The organism is Aminobacter sp. GW821-FHT11F06 (assembly GCF_058808215.1).
On the sequence record NZ_JBXARL010000008.1, the window covers coordinates 63,821 to 86,881 of the forward strand.

Annotated in this window: 17 protein-coding genes and 1 tRNA gene; 9 read left to right on the plus strand and 9 right to left on the minus strand. The window is 62.4% G+C overall.

Going from position 1 to position 23,061, the window contains the following annotated elements; genetic code table 11:
• The first annotated feature begins 38 nt into the window (after positions 1-38).
• The 4 genes from AC1RTB_RS19450 to AC1RTB_RS19465 all read left to right on the plus strand — a co-directional run bounded on the left by AC1RTB_RS19450 (position 39) and on the right by AC1RTB_RS19465 (position 3,396).
• Entirely contained in the window at positions 39-1,178 is a 1,140-nt protein-coding gene (locus AC1RTB_RS19450; RefSeq protein ID WP_492880710.1) for an ABC transporter ATP-binding protein, read from the plus strand.
• Between the two features lie 8 nt (positions 1,179-1,186).
• Positions 1,187-2,098, plus strand: a complete 912-nt coding sequence (locus AC1RTB_RS19455) for an ABC transporter permease subunit (RefSeq protein WP_492880711.1) — start codon at positions 1,187-1,189, stop codon at positions 2,096-2,098.
• A gap of 1 nt (position 2,099) precedes the next feature.
• Entirely contained in the window at positions 2,100-2,918 is an 819-nt protein-coding gene (locus tag AC1RTB_RS19460) for an ABC transporter permease (protein ID WP_492880712.1), read from the plus strand.
• A gap of 166 nt (positions 2,919-3,084) precedes the next feature.
• Positions 3,085-3,396 carry a YMGG-like glycine zipper-containing protein gene (locus AC1RTB_RS19465; RefSeq protein WP_492880713.1) on the plus strand — a complete coding sequence of 104 codons (312 nt, stop codon included), beginning with the start codon at positions 3,085-3,087 and terminating at the stop codon, positions 3,394-3,396.
• Positions 3,397-3,615: 219 nt separating this feature from the next.
• On the opposite strand, the gene AC1RTB_RS19470 is transcribed toward AC1RTB_RS19465, so the two are convergent.
• Positions 3,616-3,692: transfer RNA gene (locus AC1RTB_RS19470), tRNA-His, on the minus strand.
• A gap of 254 nt (positions 3,693-3,946) precedes the next feature.
• Positions 3,947-4,405: a phasin gene (locus tag AC1RTB_RS19475; RefSeq protein WP_492880714.1), complete on the minus strand. Its 459-nt coding sequence runs from the start codon at positions 4,403-4,405 to the stop codon at positions 3,947-3,949.
• 241 nt (positions 4,406-4,646) lie between these two features.
• On the opposite strand from AC1RTB_RS19475, the gene AC1RTB_RS19480 reads away from it, so the two are divergent.
• The 3 genes from AC1RTB_RS19480 (at position 4,647) to AC1RTB_RS19490 (ending at position 11,520) form a co-directional block, all read left to right on the plus strand.
• Entirely contained in the window at positions 4,647-8,324 is a 3,678-nt protein-coding gene (locus tag AC1RTB_RS19480; protein WP_492880715.1) for a PAS domain S-box protein, read from the plus strand.
• Between the two features lie 249 nt (positions 8,325-8,573).
• The gene (locus AC1RTB_RS19485; RefSeq protein WP_492880716.1) at positions 8,574-9,620 is read left to right on the plus strand and encodes a Fe(3+) ABC transporter substrate-binding protein; all 1,047 of its coding nucleotides are present in this window, start codon (positions 8,574-8,576) and stop codon (positions 9,618-9,620) included.
• A gap of 157 nt (positions 9,621-9,777) precedes the next feature.
• Entirely contained in the window at positions 9,778-11,520 is a 1,743-nt protein-coding gene (locus tag AC1RTB_RS19490) for an ABC transporter permease (RefSeq protein WP_492880717.1), read from the plus strand.
• A gap of 165 nt (positions 11,521-11,685) precedes the next feature.
• On the opposite strand, the gene AC1RTB_RS19495 is transcribed toward AC1RTB_RS19490, so the two are convergent.
• Complete coding sequence (locus AC1RTB_RS19495; RefSeq protein ID WP_492880718.1) at positions 11,686-12,114, minus strand: type II toxin-antitoxin system PemK/MazF family toxin; 429 nt, start codon at positions 12,112-12,114, stop codon at positions 11,686-11,688.
• A 309-nt stretch (positions 12,115-12,423) separates the two neighbouring features.
• Positions 12,424-14,382, minus strand: a complete 1,959-nt coding sequence (locus tag AC1RTB_RS19500) for an acetoacetate--CoA ligase (protein ID WP_492880719.1) — start codon at positions 14,380-14,382, stop codon at positions 12,424-12,426.
• Positions 14,383-14,565: 183 nt separating this feature from the next.
• Here AC1RTB_RS19500 and AC1RTB_RS19505 point away from each other — a divergent pair, with 183 nt between their 5' ends.
• A complete protein-coding gene (locus AC1RTB_RS19505; RefSeq protein WP_492880720.1) occupies positions 14,566-16,422 on the plus strand; it encodes an AsmA family protein in 1,857 nt (618 codons plus the stop codon).
• 2 nt (positions 16,423-16,424) lie between these two features.
• Here the strand turns inward: AC1RTB_RS19505 and xseA are convergent, their stop codons facing one another.
• Together xseA and AC1RTB_RS19515 are read right to left on the minus strand one after the other, a co-directional pair.
• Complete coding sequence (xseA, locus tag AC1RTB_RS19510) at positions 16,425-17,990, minus strand: exodeoxyribonuclease VII large subunit (RefSeq protein WP_492880721.1); 1,566 nt, start codon at positions 17,988-17,990, stop codon at positions 16,425-16,427.
• 56 nt (positions 17,991-18,046) lie between these two features.
• Positions 18,047-19,003, minus strand: a complete 957-nt coding sequence (locus AC1RTB_RS19515) for a LysR substrate-binding domain-containing protein (protein WP_492880722.1) — start codon at positions 19,001-19,003, stop codon at positions 18,047-18,049.
• 170 nt (positions 19,004-19,173) lie between these two features.
• Here AC1RTB_RS19515 and AC1RTB_RS19520 point away from each other — a divergent pair, with 170 nt between their 5' ends.
• Positions 19,174-19,464, plus strand: coding sequence for a DUF1127 domain-containing protein (locus tag AC1RTB_RS19520; protein WP_492880723.1), 291 nt, complete (start codon positions 19,174-19,176; stop codon positions 19,462-19,464).
• Between the two features lie 213 nt (positions 19,465-19,677).
• Here the strand turns inward: AC1RTB_RS19520 and AC1RTB_RS19525 are convergent, their stop codons facing one another.
• From AC1RTB_RS19525 to AC1RTB_RS19535, 3 genes are all read right to left on the minus strand, one after another.
• On the minus strand, positions 19,678-20,586 hold the full coding sequence (locus tag AC1RTB_RS19525) for a DUF937 domain-containing protein (protein WP_492880724.1): 909 nt from the start codon (positions 20,584-20,586) through the stop codon (positions 19,678-19,680).
• 76 nt (positions 20,587-20,662) lie between these two features.
• Entirely contained in the window at positions 20,663-22,036 is a 1,374-nt protein-coding gene (locus AC1RTB_RS19530) for a glutamate--cysteine ligase (protein ID WP_492880726.1), read from the minus strand.
• 213 nt (positions 22,037-22,249) lie between these two features.
• Positions 22,250-22,984 (minus strand): 16S rRNA (uracil(1498)-N(3))-methyltransferase, encoded by a 735-nt coding sequence (locus tag AC1RTB_RS19535; protein ID WP_492880727.1) that lies wholly within the window; start codon positions 22,982-22,984, stop codon positions 22,250-22,252.
• Positions 22,985-23,061 lie beyond the last annotated feature (77 nt).

The window sequence follows — 23,061 nt, forward strand, 5'->3', positions numbered from 1 at the left end:
GCGCCGGGATTTTTTACCGGGGCAGGGACGGAGGGGACATGAAATCGCTCGGCAATATCCGCAGGGAATTTGCGCCCTGGAACCAGCCTGACGCCAAGCCCTACATTCAATTCAAGAACGTCACCAAGCGCTTCGGCGACTTTACCGCCGTCAACAACCTCTCGCTGTCGATCTACGAGCGCGAGTTCTTTGCGCTGCTCGGCGCTTCGGGCTGCGGGAAGTCGACGTTGCTGCGCATGCTCGCCGGCTTCGAGGAGCCGACGTCCGGCCAGATAATGCTCGACGGCCAGGACCTCCGTGGCATTCCGCCCTATCGGCGGCCGGTCAACATGATGTTCCAGTCCTATGCCTTGTTCCCGCACATGACGGTCGAGCAGAATATCGCATTTGGCCTCAAGCAGGACGGCATGCCCAAGGCCGAGATCGAAAAACGCGTCGCCGACATGCTCAAGCTGGTCAAGCTTGGCCAGTTCGCCAAACGCAAGCCGCATCAGCTGTCGGGTGGCCAGCGCCAGCGCGTCGCACTCGCTCGGGCTGTGGCCAAGCGGCCCAAGGTACTGCTGCTCGACGAGCCGCTCGGTGCGCTCGACAAGAAGCTGCGCGAGGAGACCCAGTTCGAACTGATGGACCTGCAGCAGACGCTCGGCCTGACCTTCGTCGTCGTCACCCACGATCAGGAAGAGGCCATGACCATGGCCGACCGCATCGCCATCATCGACAAGGGCGAGGTGATGCAGGTGGCGACGCCGGCCGAGGTCTATGAGGCGCCGGGCTCGCGCTTCGTCGCCGACTTCGTTGGCAACATCAATATGTTCGAAGGCAAGGTTGCCGACCGCGATGGCACCGGTGCCACCATCGCCAGCGCCAATGGCGTGATCATCCGCACCGCCAACGCCGGCGATGCTCCGGCGGGCAGCGAGGTCGCCTTCGCCATCAGGCCGGAGAAGATCAAGGTCTCTTCGAAGAAGCCGGAAAGCGGCGACAATGTCATGGAAGGCGAGATTTACGACATCGCCTATCTCGGCGACATGACCATCTTCCACGTCCAGCTCGGCAATGGCCAGGTGGTCAAGGCGAGTTCGCTCAACGCGACGCGCGCCACCGACGATCCGCTGAGCTGGGACGACAAGGCATGGATCTCCTTCCGGAACGACGCCGGCGTCGTTCTGACGCGATAGGGGGAGAGATGAAACGCCCCCTTTCGGCCATCACCAACCGCCTCGTCATCATCGTTCCTTATCTGTGGCTGCTGTTTTTCTTCCTCATCCCGTTCTTGATCGTCTTCAAGATATCGCTGTCGACGACGGCCATCGCAATGCCGCCCTACACGCCGGTCATTGGCCTTTCCGACGGCTTTTCCGGGCTGATGTCGCAGATCGGCGAATTCAGCTTCGACAACTATATTTGGCTGACCCAGGACGCGCTCTACTTCAACGCCTATGTCTCGAGCGTGATCATAGCGGGGATCTCGACGTTCCTGGCGCTGCTTGTCGGCTATCCGATCGCCTATGGCATGGCCCGCGCCCCGGCAACGATCCGGCCGACGCTGCTGATGCTGGTGATCCTGCCGTTCTGGACCAGCTTTCTGATCCGCGTTTACGCCTGGATCGGCATCCTCAAGCCCGAGGGCTTGCTCAATCAGGTTCTGCTCGCCACCGGCGTCATCGACCAGCCGCTGGTGATCCTGAACACCCATACGGCGATCTTCATCGGCATCGTCTATTCCTATCTGCCATTCATGATCCTGCCGCTCTATTCGGCGCTGGAGAAGATGGACTATTCGCTGATCGAGGCGGCACAGGACCTCGGCTGCCCGCCAATCACCGCCTTCTGGAAAATCACCTTTCCGCTATCGCTGCCCGGCGTCATCGCCGGCTGCCTGCTGGTCTTCATCCCGGCCGTCGGCGAGTTCGTCATTCCCGACCTTCTCGGCGGCTCGCAGACGCTGATGATCGGCAAGACGCTGTGGAACGAGTTCTTCGCCAACCGCGACTGGCCGGTCTCCTCGGCCGTCGCCGTGATCCTGCTTCTGCTGCTCGTCGTGCCGATCATGTTTTTCCAGCAGGCGCAGGCGCGCGCCCAGGAACAGGGACGCTGAGATGAATTCGAGCTGGAGCCGCTTCAACATATCGGCGATCGTTCTGGGCTTTGCCTTCCTTTATCTGCCCATCGTTTTGCTGGTTGTCTTTTCCTTCAACGAATCCAAGCTCGTCACCGTCTGGGGCGGCTTCTCGACCAAATGGTATGTCTCGCTGTTCCACAATCAGGGCCTGATGGATGCCGCTTGGGTGACCATCCGTGTCGGCCTGATCTCGGCGACTCTCGCCACCGTGCTTGGCACGCTCGCTGCCCTGGCACTGACTCGCTACACCCGGTTTAGGGGCAGGGTGCTGTTTTCAGGCATGGTGTTTGCGCCGCTGGTCATGCCTGAGGTGATCACCGGCCTGTCGCTGCTTTTGCTGTTTGTCGCCGTCGGGCTCGATCGCGGCTTCTTCACGCTGACGCTCGCCCACATCACCTTTTCCATGTGTTTTGTCGCGGTGGTGGTGCAGTCGCGGCTGGTCACATTCGACCGCTCGCTCGAAGAAGCAGCGATGGATTTGGGGGCGCCGCCGGTGAAAACCTTCTTCCAGATCACGCTGCCGGTCATCCTGCCAGCGATCATCTCCGGCTGGATGCTGGCCTTCACGCTGTCCATCGATGATCTGGTGATCTCGAGCTTCACTTCAGGCCCGGGCGCAACGACCCTGCCGATGAAGATCTATAGCCAGGTGCGGCTGGGCGTGACGCCCGAGATCAACGCTGCCTGCACCATCCTGATCGCCATTGTCGCCGTCGGCGTCATTGCTGCCTCGCTGGTCAACAAGCAGCGCGAGGTTCAACGCCTGCGCGACGAACAGGCAGCGCAGCGGGGGTGAGCGGGTACGCCCGACCGGCTGTCAGCGACGCTGGGCACAAGCGGCGCGAAGCGGAAATGGCAAGGTCCTGGAACGCCCAAAAGGTCAGGCTTTCCAAGGATATGCCACTGGATAAGCCAAAGTCGCCATGATAGCGTCGTGGCGATAATCTTGAGGAGTAGGGTTCATGACACGTTTTATGGCTACGGTCGCAGTTTTGTCTTTCGTCGCGCTGGCCGCTACGGCCTGTAACACACCGCAGGAACGTGCCTTGGGTGGCGGCGCCGTCGGCGCGGCGGGTGGCGCACTTGTCGGCCAGGCCATCGGCGGCAACACTGGTGCGACCGTTGCGGGCGCTGTCATCGGCGGTCTCGCGGGCGCCATGATCGGTGCTGGCACGGCTCCGGGCCAATGCCGCTACCAGCAGTTGGACAGCCGTGGCCGTCCGATGTACGACCGCAACGGCAATCCTATGAGCTACGAGGCTCCTTGCCGGTAATACTACCCCGTCAGTTTTGATTGATTGTCCGTTGGGACAAAAAACGGCGCGCTTCGACCGAAGCGCGCCGTTTTGCATTGGTGCGCGCCGTGATCATGATTCGCCGGGAAAACGCCTGAAACGAATCGCTCACAGTCTCGCTGGCCACAAGGGCGCACCAAAGGCTGTTCGCCGGGAAATCCTGCGTTGCCGTGGAGATCGATGTGTCGGGGGAAGTGATGGTACGGTTGGGTGGGCTCGAACCACCGACCTCCGGATCCACAATCCGGCGCTCTAACCAACTGAGCTACAACCGCGTGCCTTGCTCTGGCGAAGCGTCCATACGGACAATTCCATCACATTTCAAGGGCTTTGCGAACCATCCACTGCGGCGATTTGTGCCCTGAACGGCAAGTCGTTGGTTTCCGGGGCATATCGGCCCCGAAAAAGAAAAAGGCCGGCGGGAGGAGCCGGCCTTTTCCAGTGATGACCAGCGGGAGGAGGTGCTGGCCGCTTCGCCCGACAGGCAGAGGGAGGAGGAACCGCCCGCCGGGTATCTGTTTAGGCGCGATTAAGCGGCCTTGAGGTCTTTCAGTGCCTTTTCGAAAGCGGTCTTGACCGGCTTCGAAACGTCTTCGGCGGCCTTCGAGGCAACGGCCTGGAATTCCTTGGCCTGCTCGACTGTCTGTTCGACGCGGCCGCGCAGATAAGAGGTCTGCAGCTCGACGATCTCCGACAGCGTCTTGGCGCCGGCCAGAGCTTCGAGATGCGAGAAACCGGCCTCGGCATTGGTGCGGAGCGCTGCAATCGCCTTGAGCGACAGCTCGTTGGTCACGCTGCGGGCGGTCTCGTAGCTGGTCTCGATGGTCTTCTGTGCCTCTTCGGCACCGGTCTTGAGCTTGGTGTAAGCTTCCTTGGACTGCTCGACGCCCTTTTCGGCGAAGACGCGGAACTGGTCGGTGGCCTTGGAAACGTCGAAGCTCGGCATTTCAATGGTATCTGCGAATTCTGCGGTCTTGGTCTTGGACATTGTCTCACCCTGTGGACTGGACGGGGTGTTGTCACCCGTCTCGTTTATTCGCATTTTCCATATAGGGCATATTATGGTGCATTGCAATATCTATGTTGCAGTGCACCATTTCGATCTCGGGGGGTTAACCACGTGGCGAGAATAATGCCGCTATGGTCCACCTGTTTGCTAGACCTGAGCGATGACGGCTTTTATTAACAAAGCATTAATTACGAGAATGCGTGCCTTGCGGGTTATGTGAATGCCGTCAGCAGCCTATTCCTTTATCGACGTCGCGGTCGTCGATCGTGTCAGGCAGCGTTTCGCTGCTGGCGACGCTATCGTCGTACTGTCGGTCGATCTCGAGCAGGTGCTCTGGGCTAATGGTCCCGGTGCTGCCGTGCTTGGTTATGACGACATCGATGCGGTGATCGGCGCACCCGCGCGGCTGGGTATCGCCGCCCGCCGCCAGATCGCCGCCACGTCCGGGTACCCCGAGATCGGCCGCGACCGCTCGATCATGGTTCGCGTGGCATCCGGCATGACCAGCAGTGCCGTTGCCTTCGCGGCAAGTTCGGTTCGGCTGCCTGATGGCGCAACCGCAATCATGCTTGCGGTGCCCGCAGCTCAAGCCAGCTCGCGCGGTTTTAGGAACATTGCCGCAAACGCCATCAGCGGGTTCACCGAGCCGGGACATTTCCTCGCTTTCGTCGATGGCGGCGGCGAGATTGAAGCTGCGACCGACGGCTTTGCCGAACTTGGCATCGCGACCTCCACGCTTGCCGGGCTGGTCTCATCGGTCGCTCGCGAGCGTGACCGCATCATCAAGCGTGCGATCCCTGCCACCGGCGGCTATCTGCCGGCCGGGCTGGCGCGGCTGACCGACGATCCGGCGCGGCACCTGCTTGTCGTCGTCGACGAACGCCTTGAGGCGATGGACGACGCCGGCCAGGAGATGGACGCGCCTTTTGTGATTGCGCCTACTGCGCCCAGCGAGCGCCCGCGCGACGAAGCACCCGCAGCGGTGCTGACAACGGCACGTCCTCAGGACGATAGCGATCACGATCATTGGTATTTCAGCCCCGAGGAGCGCGAAAGCCAGGCCGGCACTGCCGTTCGCGCCATGGCGGCAAAGCAGGCTGAAGCACCTGTTGTATCAGGGGGCACTGAGGCCGATGAGCCGGCGCCCATCCAGGAGCCAGTTGTAGAACCGGTTGCGGCCATTGAGCCGGTCGAAGAGCCGGCCGCCGTTGCTGCGCCCGCTGAGTCCGCGCCGACGCAGTCCCAGCCGGCACAGGCAACGCCGGCACCGGAGCGCTCCGCCGCTCCGGTGCGTTTCGTCTGGCGCACCGACGCCGAAGGTCGCTTCAGCGCGATTTCGCCGGAATTTGCCGCAGTCGTGGGCGAACATGCCGCCGACGTCGTCGGTCGCCGCTTCCAGGACGTGTCGAACACATTCGAGCTCGATCCCTCAGGCGAGATCGCCGGCCTCCTGCAGCGCCGCGACACCTGGTCGGGCCGTTCGGTGCTCTGGCCGGTCGCCGGCTCCGACAAGCGCATTCCTGTCGATCTGGCCGCCTTGCCGGTCTATGGCCGCGACCGCAGCTTTGAAGGGTTTCGCGGCTTTGGTGTCGCGCGCCCCGGTGAAGCCGTGCTTGATCATGAGCGCATCGGCCTGGCGCTGGTACCCAACGGCAAACATCCTGAGGAAGCCGAACCGAAAGTCGCAGATATTGCCGAGCAGCCTGCTGCCGTTGAGCCTACCGTAGTCGAATCGCCTGTCGTGGAAGCCGACGTTCCTGACGTCGCGCAGCCGGAAGCGAAACAGCCTGAAACCGGGCAGCCGGAAGCCGAAAGCCTGCAACAACCTGTCGAGGAGGTTCCTGTTGGGACCGAGGCTCCGGCAGATCCTTTCGCCGGCGAAGTGCCGGCGCTTGAGGTCGGGCCTACGAATGACCGCCGTTATTCCGACAAGGTGATCCGGCTTGCCGAACATCGGCCGGCAACGGTGGAGGAGCCTGCCAATGGCAAGGGGCTTTCCAGCATCGAGCGCAACGCCTTCCGCGAAATCGGCGAGAAGTTGAAGCGCGCAAACGAGATCGTGGCCGCAAGGCAGCAGTCTGCAAGTGACGCCCACGCTGCGGAGAAACCTGTAGCCGAGAAGAATGGCGAAGGGGCATCGGCCGAGATCGCAGCCTATTCGGAAGCTGCCGCCGCTGAAATAGCCGAGCATGCGCCCGTGGCCGCTGAGCCTGACGCACGTCAGCCGATTGCTGAAACCATGGCGCCCGCGACGTCTGAAGAGACCGAGACGGCGGCTGTTGAGGAGTTGGGGACCGAGAGCGCCGAGATCGTGACGCTGTCGTCCGTCCGTCCAGCTGATGCCTTTGAACAGGCCGATGTCGAACGCGACGAGCCCGAAAAGCCGGCGTTGCGTACCGAAGATGTCATTCCGTCCTTTGCTGCCGGGCGCGACACCCCAGTCGACGCGCCGATTCTCGAACAATTGCCGGTGCCGGTGCTGATCCATGCCGGCGACGTGCTGCATTATGCCAACGCCGAGTTCCTCGACCTGACGGGGTACGCCTCTGTTGACGAGCTAGCGCAGGCTGGTGGCCTCGACGCACTGTTTGCCGAAAGCTATGGCGACGAGCCGGGCTCGGACCACGATCTCAGATTGAAGACCCGCGAAGGCGAGGAGTTTCCGATCGAGGCGGTGCTGCGCTCCGTGCCGTGGCAGGACGGCAAGGCCCTGATGCTGGTCGTGCGCCGCATCAGTGGCGACGACGATGTCGAGGATGCTTCCGAGCAGGTGGCCGAACTCGAAGATCGCCTCGCCGAAATGCGCACCATTATCGACACGGCGACCGACGGCGTCGTGCTGATCGATCGCGATGGCGCCATTCGTTCGATCAGCCGCCCGGCGGAAGCTCTGTTTGGCTTCGACAGCGACGAGGTTACCGGCAAGCCGTTCTATTCGCTTTTCGCCATCGAGAGCCAGCGCGCCGCGCGCGACTATCTGGTTGGCCTTTCCGAACACGGCGTTGCAAGCGTGCTCAACGATGGCCGCGAAGTCATCGGCCGCGAGTCGCAAGGGCGTTTCATCCCGCTGTTCATGACCATCGGCCGCTTGCCCAACGAGAGTGGCTTTTGCGCCGTGGTTCGCGACATCACCCAGTGGAAGCGCGCCGAGGAAGAGCTGACCCAGGCGCGCGCCGTGGCCGAACGCTCGTCATCGCAGAAGTCCGATTTCCTCGCCCGCATCAGCCACGAGATCCGCACGCCGCTCAACGCCATCATCGGTTTTTCCGAGCTGATGGTCGACGAGAAGTTCGGCCCCGTCGCCAACGACCGTTATCGCGACTATCTCCGCGACATCAACCGCTCCGGCAATCACGTGCTGTCGCTGGTCAATGACCTGCTCGATATCTCCAAGATCGAGGCTGGGCAGCAGGAGATGGACTACGAGGCGGTGTCGCTCAACGACACGCTGGCTGAAACGGTCGCCATGATGCAGCCGCAGGCCAATCGTGAACGCGTCATCATCCGCTCGAGCTTTGCTTCGCGCCTGCCCGAGATCGTTGCCGACCGGCGCAGCATCCGCCAGATCGCGCTCAATATCCTGTCCAATGCTGTGCGTTACACCCAGGCCGGCGGCCAGGTCATCGTTTCCACCGCCTACGAGACATCGGGCGACATCGTCATGCGGGTGCGCGACACAGGCATCGGCATGAGCCATGCCGAGATCGAGCAGGCGCTGAAGCCGTTCAAGCAGATCAATTCGCTCAAGCGCACGCGCGGCGACGGCACCGGCCTTGGCCTGCCGCTGACCAAGGCGATGGTCGAGGCCAATCGCGCCCGCTTTGCCATTGCCTCGACGCCGGGCGAGGGCACGCTGGTCGAGGTGACGTTTCCGTCGACGCGGGTGCTCGCCGAATAATGCGCGGCCGGCAGGGTGCGACATTTTGTGCGCATTGGCGTGTGCTGGCTCGGCCATTGTTAGAATTTGTTGAACAAGCCATTGAATCCGGTGCGAAACAATCCAGTTTAGAATAATTCTAAACTATTGAAAAGATTGGCCTTTAAACTTGACTGGAAGTCTCACAATGACCATAGGGGAGGCAGCCTCGAAACCGAGGCATTGACTTGTTCCTCGAGGGACTTTGACCCCTTTGGCCAGGAGAGAAAAATGAAGATCAACAACGCCCGGTCGGCGATTGCCGGCTACGCTTTTGCGGTTGCGGCGCTCTTCACCACGTCGGCGCTCGCCGATGGTGTCGTCAACATCTACACCTATCGCCAGCCTGACCTGATCAAGCCTGTTCTCGATGCCTTCACGGCCGAAACCGGCATCAGGACCGAAGTGCTGTTCCTCGACAAGGGTCTTGAGGAACGCGTCCTGGCAGAAGGTCAGAACTCGCCTGCCGACGTCATCATGACCGTCGACATCGCCCGTCTCACTTCGGCCAAGGAAAAGGGCGTCACCCAGCCGCTGGTCGATGAAGAGATCAACAAGCTACTGCCAGCCGAGTATCGCGATCCCGAAGGCAACTGGTTCGGTGTGACCAAGCGCGCCCGCGTCATTTATGCCTCGAAGGAGCGCGTCAAGGACACGGCCATCACCTATGCCGACCTCGCCGATCCCAAGTGGAAGGGCAAGATCTGCATGCGCTCGGGCCAGCATGACTACAATCTCGCGCTCTTCTCGGCGGCGATCGCCCATTGGGGGCCGGAGAAGACCGAAGAGTGGATGAAGGGTCTCAAGGCCAATCTGGCCAAGAAGCCCGACGGCGGCGACCGTCCGCAGGCTGGCGCCATTGCCGCCGGCGAGTGCGACATTGCCATCGGCAACACCTACTATGTCGGCCTGATGCGCAACAACGAGAAGGACCCCAAGGAAAAGGAATGGGGCAACGCCATCAACGTGCTCTTCCCGACCTTTGAGAATGGCCTGACGCATGTCAACATCTCGGGTGCAGCACTGGCTAAGTACGCGCCGCATCGTGACGACGCCGTCAAGCTGATCCGCTTCCTGGCCAGCCACAAGGCCCAGCAGGTCTACGCCGAAAAGAACTACGAATATCCGGTGGAGCCGGGCCTCGAGCCGTCCGAGACAGTCAAGGCTTTCGGCACGCTCAACGCCGACACGCTGCCGCTGGTCGACATCGCCAAGGGCCGCAAGGCGGCGTCCGAAATGGTCGACCGCGTCGGTCTCGACGACGGCCCGAACAGCTGATCGGGCGGTCAGATTTCTGAGGAAGAGCCGGGCCGGGCAATCAGCCCGGCTTTTCCGCATTACAGCTCCATGCGTCCTGTTGGGCGCGCAAAGGACACTGTAACAGTTTGAATTGGCGCATGATCCTTTCCGAAAATCGATTCCGATTTTCGGAAACATGCGTGAGAAGGGAATTGCCTTGCCGACAACGGGCGGAGCAGGTGGTGGGATTTCAGACGCGGCATTTGCCGCGAACGCCCGAGCCTTGCCCGTCAAACGCCTGCGCCATCCCTTGATCGGCACGCTGGCGCTCGCCGTCGGCATCGTCGTCATCCTGCCGGTGCTGTCGCTCGTCTTCGTCGCCCTTTCAGGCACCGGCGAAGACTGGCCGCATCTGATCGCAAACGTCCTGCCGGGCGCGACTCGCACCACGCTTGCGCTGCTGGCCATGGTTGCGGCACTGACATCGGTCGCGGGCGTTGCCTGCGCCTGGGCGGTCGTTGCCTATGATTTCCCGTTCCGCCGCATCCTGTCATGGGCGCTGGTGCTGCCGCTTGCGGTGCCGCCCTATCTCGCGGCCTATGCCTTCGGCGAGTTTTTCCATTATCAGGGCCCGGTGCAGAGCCTGGTCCGCGAAATTTTCGGCTTCCAGACCATCCGCGACTACTGGTTCCCAGACATCCGCTCGACCTGGGGCACGGCCTTTGTGCTCGCTTCGGTGCTCTATCCCTATGTCTATCTCACCACGCGCATCGTCTTCCTCATGCAGGGCCGCAACATCGCCGACGTCGCCCGCACGCTCGGTGCGCGCCCAGGCCGGGTGTTCTGGCGCGTGCTTTTGCCGGTTGCGCGTCCCGCCATCGTTGCCGGTGTTGCTTTGGTGTTGATGGAAACCATCAACGATATCGGAGCTGCCGAATATTTCGGTGTCCGCACTCTGACCGTTGCGGTCTACACCACCTGGCTCAACCGTGGCAGCCTGGAAGGCGGAGCGCAGATCGCGTTGCTGATGCTGGTGCTCGTGGTGCTGTTGCTCGTCGCCGAGCAATGGGCGCGAAGGCGCCAGCGCTTTCATGCCGGCCGCGGTACCCATCTCAAAGTCCATCCGCCACGGGTGGCGCTGAAGGGCTGGACGCGCTTTGCCATGCCGGTTGCCGTGGCGCTACCGATTCTCAGTGGCTTCGGTGTGCCGATCACCGTCTTCGGCCAATATGCCTCGCGCCGGCTCGAACAATTCACCTCGCCCGATCTCGGTCATGCCTTCGTCAACAGCCTGATGACGGCCTCGCTGACCGCCGCTATCACCGTTGCCATCGCGCTGTTTCTGCTCAACGCCCAACGCCTGTCAAAGACGCGCGCCATGGCCGCCACAGTGCGGCTGGCCTCGGTAGGCTATGCCTTGCCCGGCGGCATTTTGGGCCTCGGCCTGCTCTTCGTACTCGCGCGCTTCGACAATTCGGTCGACGCCTTCGCCCGCGCCTATCTCGGCTTCTCAACCGGGCTTCTGCTCACCGGCTCGGCCGCCGCCGTCATTCTTGCCTGCACCATCCGCTTCGTCGCACTTGCCGAAGGTGCTGTCCGCTCGGGCATGGAAAAGCTGCCCGGCAGCCTCGACGAGGCGGCGCGCAGCCTGGGCAAGACGCCGGCGCAAAGTGCGACAAGCGTTCTGCTGCCGCTGCTCAAGCCGGCCATCCTGACGGCTGCGGTGCTGGTCTTTGTCGATACTGTCAAGGAGCTGTCGGCGACGATCCTGCTCAGGCCCTTCGGCTTCAGCACCCTTGCCACCCATGTCTACGAAAACGCCTCGCGCGGCGTACCGGAGGAAGGTGCTGTCGCTGCGATCGTCATCATCATCACCGCGATGGTGCCGGTGGTGCTGCTTTCCGGTGCGCTGGTGCGCGACGCCGAGGCCTCGCTTTAAGTTCTTTCCTTAGGGGTAAAAACACAAAACCCCGCTAGTGCGGGGTTTCGTGGCGGTTTCGGCACTGACCTCGAGCTTGCCTTCGCTCGCTTGGCCAGTGGCCCCTGGTGGGGTCTTAGACGCGGATGACAGGAGCAGAGCCGCTAGCCTCACCAATATGGGAATCTAGAGATGCTTTGTCAACGACGAGAGGCCCATCCCATGAAGGACACACTGCCGTACAATCTTGAATAGGTCGTCAGGAAGGATGTCGAACTGATAAACACGCTTTCCAGCATGGTTCTTACCTAGCCGAAGAAGGTCAATCCTGTGAAAGCCAACTGCGTTGACCATGTCACCTTTGATCCATCTCTCATGATTGCCCCACTCCTTGGGTAATTCAAATGGGATGGCGATGCGCTTGTGGTAAGGCATGACCTTCGCTGGATCAGTCATGCTAAGTGGCACGACAGTGCAAAGGTGTGGACGGGCCGCGATCTTGGGCGAAAGGACTATCGCAAGCCTGCGCTTCATCATTTCAGGTTCTCTAAACCCGCCAGTTGAATAGTCGACTGTTACAATGCCGCCTTGAGGCGGATGCTCTTTTATCCCCATCTTGTAAATCTGCCTGCAAGGTGGCGACAGGTCAACGAGCGCTCTTGACGCCTCCGATTCTTTGCCGCCAAAGAAAAAGGCGCCTGATGGGGCGCCTTTGAAGGAGATGCTGTTTCAACGGGGACTTGAGCGAACGAGCTATCCTCGAAGGCGAGGAAAGGGATTTCTCCCTCAAGTTAGATACGAATATCGGCGTCGAACATTAACACCACCTTACCGCGATGATGAAAAGTTTACGAAAGTGTACCACTCCTGAAGTCTAGGTAAATTTACACTTCATCTTTCGTTAAGCATATGGGCGCCGCGCGCTCATTTTTGCAGCGCCGGAATGTCGCGATAAAGCTCCAGCGCTTCGGGATTGGCCAGCGCTTCCTTGTTCTTGACGTCGCGGTGGTGGACGATGTCGCGGACGGCGAGCTCGGTGATCTTGCCGGATTTGGTGCGCGGGATGTCGGTGACGGCGACGATGCGTGCCGGCACATGGCGCGGGCTGGCGCCGATCTTGATCTTGGCACGGATGCGCTTTTCCAGCCCCTCGTCGAGTGTGACACCGGGCGCGAGCCGCACGAACAGCACGACGCGCACATCGTCGTCCCAATCCTGGCCGATGCAGATGGCCTCGAGGATCTCCGGCATCTGCTCGACCTGGTTGTAGATCTCGGCGGTGCCGATGCGCACCCCGCCGGGATTGAGCGTCGCGTCCGAACGGCCATGGATGATCAATCCGCCATGGCTGGTCCACTCGGCGAAGTCGCCATGGCACCAGATGTTGTCGAAGCGGTCGAAATAGGCGGCGTGGTATTTTTTGCCGTCCGCGTCGTTCCAGAAGCCGATCGGCATTGCCGGAAACGCCTTGGTGCAGACCAGCTCGCCTTTTTGCTGGCGCACCGGCTTGCCGTTGTCGTCCCAGACATCGACGGCAAGGCCCAAGCCAGCGCCCTGGATCTCGCCCGACCACACAGGTTCGGTCGGCACGCCGAGCACGAAACAGGAGACGATGTCGGTGCCGCCCGAAATCGAGGCTAGGTGGACGTCGCTCTTGATGCCGTCATAGACGAAGGCAAAACCTTCCGGCGACAGCGGCGAGCCGGTCGACGAGATGGTGCGCACGCTGGACAGGTCATGGCTGTCGATCGGCCTCAAGCCGGCCTTGCGCACGGAATCGATGAACTTCGCCGAGGTGCCGAAATGGGTCATGCCCTCGGCCTGGGCGAAGTCGAACAGCACATTGCCGTCAGGATGGAACGGCGAGCCGTCATAAAGCAGAAGCGTCGCTTCCGAGGCCAGGCCCGAGACCAGCCAGTTCCACATCATCCAGCCGCAGGTGGTGAAGTAGAAGAAGCGGTCGCCTGATTTCAGCCCGGCATGCAGGCGCTGTTCCTTCAGATGCTGGACCAGCGTGCCGCCGGCCGAATGCACGATGCATTTGGGGATGCCGGTCGTGCCCGACGAAAACAGGATGTAGAGCGGATGCGAAAACGGCAGGGGCTCGAACGTCACCGGCTTAGCTGCGAACGGCGCCAGCGCATCGTCCAGCGCCTCAGCCTTGGCGATGCCGGCGGCGAATTCCCTGGCTGTGCCGAGATAGTCGACCACCAGCACCTTTGCGGCACTTGTCAGCCGCTTTGCAACGGCTGCGACCTTCTCGCTGACGTCGATGCGTTTTGTGGCATACCAGTAACCGTCGGGCACGATGAACAGTTTCGGCTCGATCTGGCCAAAGCGGTCGAGCACGCCTTGTTCGCCAAAATCGGGCGAGCATGACGACCACACAGCGCCGATCGACGCCGTTGCCAGCATCGCCGCGACGGTCTCGGGCATGTTGGGTATCATCGCCGCGATCCGGTCGCCCTGTTTGACGCCGAGCGAGACGAACAGCTGCTGCAGCCGCGACACCAGTGCTGAAAGCTCGTCCCAGCTCAGCCGCCGCTCGATCTTGTCTTCGCCGCGAAAGACGATCGCCTCGCCGCTGCCCGAACCGCGCAGCAGGTTCTCGGCAAAATTGAGCTTGGCATCGGGAAAGAACGCCGCGCCCGGCATCTTGTCGCCATCGACAAGCACGCGATCGCCCTTTTGGCCGATCACGCCGCAGAAATCCCACACCAGATCCCAGAACGCCGCGCGATCGGCGATCGACCAGGCGTGCAGATCGGCAAAACTGGAGAACTTCCGGCCGGCCCGCGCACTGGCCTCAGCCATGAACGCCGTCAACGGCGCCTCCGCTATCTGCGCGGCAGTCGGCGTCCAAAGCGGCGTTTCAACAGTCATCGGCATCTCTCCCAGAACCGTGCATGGTTATGCATGTCGCACTGCAGCAGATCAAGGAAATGTCGAATTGCGCCATTGCGCTGTGCGCAAACGTCATCGCCAGGCCACAAAGACTTGAAATGCCGCGTGTCTCGGTTACACCCGGTTCCCATAACCGCGCAGCACGGGCAGCATAAGGGCAACATGCCATCACCACTGTTCAGGCGCAGCATCTGGGCGATCGTCGGCATTGCCGTCTTGATCGCCGTCGCTGTTGCGGCGTTGCCGTTCATCGCCTCCACCCAGATCGTCAAGGACCGCATCGCTTTCGAGATGAGCGCGTGGAGCGGATTTCGCGTCTCGATCGACGGCGCCCCCGACATCGAGATCTGGCCGGTCTTCCGTGCAACGCTCACCGACGTGACTTTGACGGACTGGGAAGACGAGGGCGGATTGCCGGTCATTGCGGCCGAGCGTGTCGAGATCGAACTGTCCGCGCTCTCCGCCTTGAGCGGAAATGTCGATTTCTCCGACGCGCATTTCGTCAGGCCGACGCTGCGCCTCAAGCGTCTGGCGAATGGCGCGCTTGAGGTTCCCCATTCGCGTGGCGGTCGTCTCAGCCGGGCAATCGAAAGCGCAAAGGCCACCGTCGCCGCGAACCCGGCCGAACCGGACCTGAGCACCTTGTCGTCCGACCAGTTCGGCACGATCGAATTCATCGACGGCCGTATCGTGGCTGTCTCGGCCGAGGGCGAGGCCGATTTTTTGAGCGACCTCACCGGCAAGGCAAGCCTGCCGGCGCTCAACAAGGCTGGAAAGCTGACGGCCACCGGGGTCTGGCGTGGCGAACAGGTGGCGATCGAGCTGTCTTCGCCGCGACCGCTGGTGCTTTTCGCCGGCGGCACCGCACCCGTCATTGCTTCGGTGAAGTCAGCGCCGGTGGAGGCGTCCTTCGACGGCACGATAAGCATGGCTGCCGACGCGCATGTCGAAGGTCAGGCCAAGCTGTCGGCACCCTCGCTCCGGCGGATGCTGGAATGGTCGCAGCCCGGCGTCCTGCCCGGCAGCCCAATCGGCTCGATCTCGCTTGCCTCCAAGATCACCGGAGATCTATCGCGTCTCAAGATAGAGAACGCCCAGGTCACGCTCGACGGCAATCCCGGCATGGGCATCCTCGACCTGTCGCTGGCCGGTCCGGTGCCGTCGATTTCCGGAACGCTTGCCTTCGACACGCTCGACCTGATGACCTTTGCGTCGTCCTTTGCGCCAATGGCGCCTACGAACAATCCAGGCACATCCCAGATCGACACGAGCTTCGCTGACCGCATCAACCTCGATCTCCGGCTTTCGGCAACCAAGGCGACGGCCGGCTCCATCGCGCTCGCCGAAGTCGCGGCAACCGCTCAGGTCAAGGGCGGGCTGGCGGCATTCGACATTTCCGACGCCGAGGCCTTTGGTGGCAACGTCCAGGCCAGCATCCGCTTTGACCGCAAGGCCGGCGGCACGCAGGCCGAGATGCGGCTTCTGGCATCCGACATCGATGGCGGTGCCTTTGGTGCCGCCGCAGGCATGAGCCATATCGTGCCCATCGGCCGTGGCTCCGTGTCCGTGATCCTCAATGGACCAGGCCTGAGCTGGAATGCGCTGCTTGAGAATGCCAACGGTTCGGTGGCCGCCACGTTCGGCGTCGGCGCCATTGCCGGGCTCGACCTGCAGGCGTTCCTCAAGCGCACCTCGCAGGGTGGTTTCTTCTCGCTGGACGAAGTCTCCGGCGGCACGGTGCCCGTTGACGGCGTGGAGCTCAAGGCGACGATCGCCAACGGGGTCGCCAAGATCGACAAGGCCGAGGCGCGTACCGCTCACAACCGCATCTGGCTCACCGGCATCGTGCCTTATGTCGGCCGCGGGCTGGCCCTGTCGGGGGCCATCGAAGCCAAGGACCCTGCGACCGCGACCACCCCTGCAATCAGGCCCACGGCCTTCTTTGTCGGTGGCTCGTGGAGCGCGCCGTTCGTTTCGCCTCTTGTCGCGCCGGTGTTTTCGAAGCCGGTGGGTGACTAACCCTAAAACAAGCTGCCCTGATTGCCGGGTTCCTTGGCCTTGACGAGGGGCTTAGCCCCCGGCTTGGGCTTGGCGTCGCCACTGGTGGCGATGGCGTTGGCCGTGCCGTCGGCAAATTCGATCGACAGCGAAGCACCGGTGGCGATTTCAGCGGCACGCTTGAGCACCGCACCATCGGCATCGCGCACCAGTGCGAAACCGCGCGCCAGAACCGCCTTGTGCGACAGCGTCGCCATCAGCCGGTCTGCCTGCGACAGGCTCGTCCTTGCCCGTTCGAGCCTGCGCCCGATCGCCAGCGTGCCGCGCCGCTCCAGCGCCGAGAGCTGTTGGCCGTAAGCTTCCTGGCGGCGAACCAGCGGTTCCGGCGAAAGCCGGCCTTGGGTGCGATCGAAGCGGATGCGCTTTTCGCGCACCATCGCCCGCAGAGCCGCATCCGCCCGCAACATGTCGCGGTCGAGATGACGCCTTGTCTCGCCGATCCGCCGCGACAGCGTCGCAGGCGACAGCCGTACGGCGGAAAGCCGCGCGCGCTTGCGCTCGGTGGCGACCGTCAGTGCCCGGCCAAGCCGGCTTGTCGCTTCGTCGAAGCGTCGGCGCGGCAGTGCTAGCAATTGGTCTGGGGTGGGCAAGGCGCGCGCCGCTGCCCGAACGGCCTGGCTGCGCCGGTCGATCATGCGCGAGACAGCACCGCGCAGCCGCGCGCCAAGATTGGCAAGCGTCGCCTCAAGTTCGGCTTTGACAGGCACCGCAAGCTCGGCGGCACCGGTGGGCGTCGGCGCGCGCCTGTCAGCGGCAAGGTCGATCAGTGTCCAGTCGGTTTCGTGGCCGACGGCTGAAATGACCGGAATATGCGAAGCGGCGACAGCGCGGACCAGCGCCTCGTCGTTGAAGCCCCAGAGGTCTTCGAGGCTGCCGCCGCCGCGCGCAACGATCAAAAGGTCGGGCTGCGGGATCGCGCCGTCGTCGGCGAGCGCATTGAAGCCGTTGACGGCGGCGGCCACTTCCGTGCCCGAAGTCTCGCCCTGCACACGCACCGGCCAGACCAGCACATGCAGCGCAAAACGATCCTTGATGCGGTGGATGATGTCGCGGATGACGGCACCTGTCGGCGACGTTACCACGCCGATAACCAGCGGCATGAACGGCAAGAGCTGCTTGCGGCTGTCGTCGAACAGGCCTTCGGCCGCGAGTTTGCGCTTGCGCTCCTCAAGCAGCGCCATCAGCGCGCCTGCACCTGCTGGCTCCAGGCTGTCGATGACGATCTGGTATTTCGACGAGCCAGGATAGGTCGTCAGCTTGCCGGTGGCGATCACCTCCATCCCTTCTTCGGGACGGAATTTCAGCCGGCTCATCGTGCCCTTCCACACCACTGCTTCGATGCGGGCGCGGTCGTCCTTCAGCGAGAAATAGGCATGGCCCGACGAATGCGGCCCGCGATAGCCTGATATCTCGCCGCGCACCCGGATATTGCCGAAAGCGTCCTCGACGGTGCGCTTCAGCGCGCCGGAGATCTCGCTGACCGTGTATTCGGCAGCGTTTGTGCGTGATTCGGTGGCAAGTTCGTTCATGGCGCGATTGAGGGCCGGGTCGGCCCCCTCGTCAAGCTTTGCCGGTCAGCCTGAGCCTACCATCCCGGCATGATGTGGTTCGGCCTGAGCCGGCGGCCCCGCGCTGCCGCAAGGGTGGCAAAATCGAACGTGCCGGTTTCTTCATTCGTCGGCACCGAGATGTTGTCGAGGCTTTCCGAGATATGGCGGGCGAGCGCATCGACAATGTCCGGCCGGCTGGTATGGCCACGCATGATGCCGATCCGGCAGTCGGGCAGGGGGCTGAAACCGTCGGCCTCGCCAAGCACGCGCATACCGGGCCGCAACGCGCATTCGGCCAGAACCGAAACGGCGAGCCCTGAAAGAACCGCTGCGGCAATGACGGTGGCCGACCAGCTGGTGAACAAAACACGGTACTGGCGCCCCGACGCATCGAGCGTCTCGGTCGCGGTCCGCCGCCACTGGCAGTTCGGCCGGCCGAAGGCCATCGGCAGGATTTTTTCCTCATGCACCATATGGCTCGACGACGACACCCAAAGCAGCGGCTCGTTGCGCACGATCTCGGCTGGCCTCGTCTCCTCGCATTGGGTCACCAGCGCGATATCGAGATTGCCGCGGCGGATCTGGTCGGCAAGGTTGACAGTGGGCTCGCACAGCACCGACAGCTCGACACGCGGGTTGGAGCGCGAAAACCGCGCCATGATCTCGGGCAGGAAACGGTCGGCATAATCGTCCGGTACGCCGATGCGGATCGTGCCCTCCAGCGCCCGGTCGTCGAAGGCGGCGAGCGTCTCGCGGTTGAGGTGCAAAAGCCGCCTGGCATAGGTCAGCAGCCGTTCGCCATCCTCCGTCAGCTTGTTCATGCGCCCCTCCTTCTCGAACAGGGCCTTGCCGATGCGGTCCTCGAGACGGCGCATCTGCATCGACACCGCCGATTGCGTGCGGTGCACTTCGTCGGCGGCACGCGTGAAGCTGCCGGTGTCGACGATGGAGATGAAGGTGTGAAGCTGGTCAAGATCGAGCGGAGCGGCCATCGTCGTTTCCATCATGAACATTGATGGTAAAGATTAGAAACATTCGTTGGATTAATCAATACGGCGATGACACTCTCGCAAGGTCCACATGAAGCATGTGAATCGGAACCGGTAGGCGGGAAAAGGAACGCCAGCCGGAAGGGACCCGTGTGTCCCTAAGGGAGATCGCCATGACCACGCTCGACCATTCAACTGAGACGACGCATTCCGCGGCTCGGCCGGTGAATGCGATGCGTATCGTCAATTACACCGCCGATCTCTTGCGTGCCTGGAAAAACCGGCGCGCCTTTTATCGCCTTGGCGAGCTGAGCGACAGCGAACTGGCTGATATCGGGCTCACTCGCGGCGACCTGTATGTCGCCGTCGATCTGCCATTTGCCAGCGACCCGACGGCCCGCTTGCGTTCGATCCGGCAGTCGCGCAGCGAAAACGTCGAGGCCATGGCCCGTCGCGTCGCCTGATTGGCGCAGATTTGGAGTTTTGCAGGCTCCCCACTCCCAGCCGGTCCCCTCCGGCCTTGCCTGCATATTGCCCGGTCCTCCCAAGGATCGGGCATTTTTCTTGAGGGGAGTGAGTAGAGAATAGCGAATAGCGAGTAGCGAGTAGCGAATAGAAGGGCCTGAGAGCCTCCTGCAGCACTACCTACTACTCCCTACTCCCTACTCCCTACTCCCTCACCTGTACCGGTCCATGCCCTTGCTGAACTGGTCGAAGATCGACTCGACGCCCTTCTGGTAGTCGTCGCGCTGCTGGCGGCCGGTGTCGAACATCTTGCCAAACAGGTCGTCATAAGGGTTCTTCGGCGCGGCCTGCTCCTGTGGCTGCGGCTGTGGTTGGGGCGCGGAGGCCTGGCTGCCCGCGCCAAGCATCTCTTCGAAGATCTTGCCCAGCGGATTGTCGCCATAAGGGCTTTGCTGTGGTGCCTGCTGAGGTTGAGTGGGCTGCGGCTGTGCTTGTCCGCCGCCGAACATGTCCTTCAGCACCTTGCCGAACGGGTTATCGAACGGGTCGGGTGCTTGCGTCTGCTGCGGTGCCTGTTGGGGCGCTGCTCCGCCGCCCATCATGCCGCCGCCCCCCATTCCACCAGATTGGCGCATCATCTGCTCGATGATGTCGCCGAGCGGATTGTTGCCGCCGCCGAAACCGCTGGCCGCCTGCATCTGCCCGGTCGACTGCTTGAACAGCCCGCCCATGATCATCGAGGCGATCACCGGCAACATCTGCTTGAGCACGTCCTGGCCGACGCCGGTCGCCTGTGCCGCCTGTCCGGCAACCGCCCGCGACAGGTCCTTCGAGCCGAACAGATGGCCCAAAATGCCGTTGCCTTCATCGACCCCCTGGGGCGAGAAGGCGCGGGAGGCATCGTCGAAATATTTGGCGTGCTGGCCGCTCGCCATGGCCTGCAGGAACGAGCCGACACCGTAAGGGTCGGACGCGTTGCGCTTGAGCCCCTGGCTGAAGGCCGGCATCAGTGCCTCGACGGCCGATTGCGTCTGCTGCTGGCTCAGCCCGAACTGGCGCGACAGCGCTTCCATGCCATTGCCGTTCTGGGCATTGGCCAGCATCTCGAACAGTGGCAGCATTTTTTCCTCCTCGGGTCATTCACCGAGGAGGAGCGTAGTGCGTTTTCGCAGGCGGTTGAAGGGGCTTTCGGAACCCCTAGTATGCGTATTCCAGGAACGCCGGTTCGATCGAGCCGCCCCAGCGCGTGTTGTAGGCGTTGAGCATTTCCTCGGCACTTGTCGTGCCGCGTGCCACCACCTCGTCGAGCGTGTTGAGGAAGCCTGCCTCGTCGAAACCTTCGCGGTTCTTGCGGCTGCGATTGACAAGCCCCTGGCGGGAGATGGCCAGTGCTTCGCGCCCGATCTCGCGCAACGTGGTGTCGCGGAACGGAGCCGAAATGCCTTGCTCGGGCACCGCGTCGCGCATCGCCAGCACTTCGGCGTAGGTCCAATTTCTGGTGAATTCTTCGGCGGCATCAAGCGCTGCCGGATCATAAAGCAGGCCGACCCAAAATGCCGGCAGCGCGCAGATGCGGCGCCATGGGCCGCCATCGGCACCGCGCATTTCGAGGAAGCGCTTGAGGCGCACGTCGGGAAACAGCGTCGACAGGTGGTTGGCCCAGTCGCCCATTGTCGGCATGCCGTCGGGAATCTCGTTGCGCGCCGCACCCGCCATGAACTGGCGGAAAGTGATGTGGGTCATGTTGCGGTACTGGTCGTCGCGGATGACGAAATACATCGGCACGTCGAGCGCCCATTCGACATAGTCGGCAAAGCCGAATTCCGGCGAGAAGCAGAATTCGAGCAGGCCCGAGCGCTGGTTGTCGGTGTCGCGCCAGATGTCGCCGCGCCAGCTCTGCATGCCGTTGGGGCGGCCGTCGGTGAACGGCGAATTGGCGAAGAGCGCTGTCGAAAGCGGCTGCAGCTTGAGCGACACCTGCATCTTGCGGCGCATGTCGGCTTCGCTTTCGAAGTCGAGATTCACCTGGATGGTGCAGGTCCGGTACATCATGTCGAGGCCCTTGGTGCCGACCTTAGGCATGTAGGCGGTCATGATGTCGTAGCGCGATTTCGGCATGCGCGGCGTCTCTGCCAGCGTCCATTTCGGGCTGCCGCCGAGGCCGAGGAAGCGGATGCCGAGCGGTTCGGCGATCTCGCGGACTTGCGCCAGATGCGCATTGCCCTCACGACAGGTCTGGTGGATGGATTCGACAGGTGCGCCAGAAAGCTCGAACTGCCCGCCTGGCTCTAGTGAAATCGCGCCCTGGCCTGTCGGTTCGACAAGCCCGATGATGCGCCCGGCGTCGATGATCGGGTCCCACCCAAGCGTCTTCTGCATGCCTTCGAGCAGCGCCCGGATGCCGCGGTCGCCGCCATAAGGAACCGGCGCGTTGCCGTCGACATAGAAGGGGAATTTCTCGTGCTCGGTGCCGATCCGCCACTTGTCGCGCGGTTTGTTACCGGCTGCGAGATAGTCGACGAGCTCGTCCATCCCCTCGATAGGCCGGAAATCAGTGGTGTCGCGCGCCATATATGCTTCTCCTGAAGGGCGGAAGGACCGCGGGCGCTTGATGTACGATCGAGCGCCTGCCGATCAAGCGAAAAATCCTGAGCCTTCGTCAACAGGAATTGATCGATTCCGCAGCCGATATTGAAATGTTGATGCTTGGAATTGTCCCGTCGCGGACTGCCCATTCCACTTTCTGGTCAATTTCCAGGAAGCAATACGCCTGTGAGGACGATCCTACCAGTCGCCGATCGAAGCCTGGATCACCGCCAGAGCCGCGACTGCTGCCGTATCGGCGCGCAGGATACGGGGGCCAAGCGGGATGGCGGTGACGAAGGGCAAAGCGCGCAGCATGCGCCGCTCATCGTCGGAAAACCCGCCCTCGGGTCCGACCAGCAGGGCAAGCTTGCGTTCCTTGATACCTTGCAGCGCTGTCATCGGATTATTGGTGCTGGCATCCTCGTCGCAGAAGATCAGCCGACGCTCCTTGTCCCAGTTGCCGAGCAAACGCTCGATCTTTTCGGCCTCACGCACCTCCGGGATGGCAAGGATGCCGCACTGCTCGGCGGCTTCCACCGCATTGGCGCGCAGCCTCTCGATGCTGGGCTTGGCCAATTGTGTGTGCTGGGTGATGACGGGCACCAGCGTGCCCGCGCCCATCTCGACGGCCTTTTGCACGAGATAGTCGAGCCGGCCGACCTTCAAAGGGGCAAAGCAGTAGACGAGATCGGGATGATCAGGCTGTGGCCGCTGCTGCTCAATCACTTCGAGCCGCACGGCCTTTTTGGTCTTCGTAGCAATCTTCGCCGACCATTCGCCGTCGCGGCCGTTGAACAACAGAACCTCAGCACCTTCGCCGAGACGAAGCACATTGCCGAGATAGTGGCTTTGCTGCGGGCTGGCATCGAAGCCGGCACCGTGGGCGAGGTCGTCCGGCACGAAAAGCCGTTGCATCTTGTAGTTTGCACGCATCGGCGAGGAATGCGGCAGGCGACGGCGGCGGTCAAGGCCCGGGCTTTTGTTTCACGGTACTTTCCAACGCGCTATGT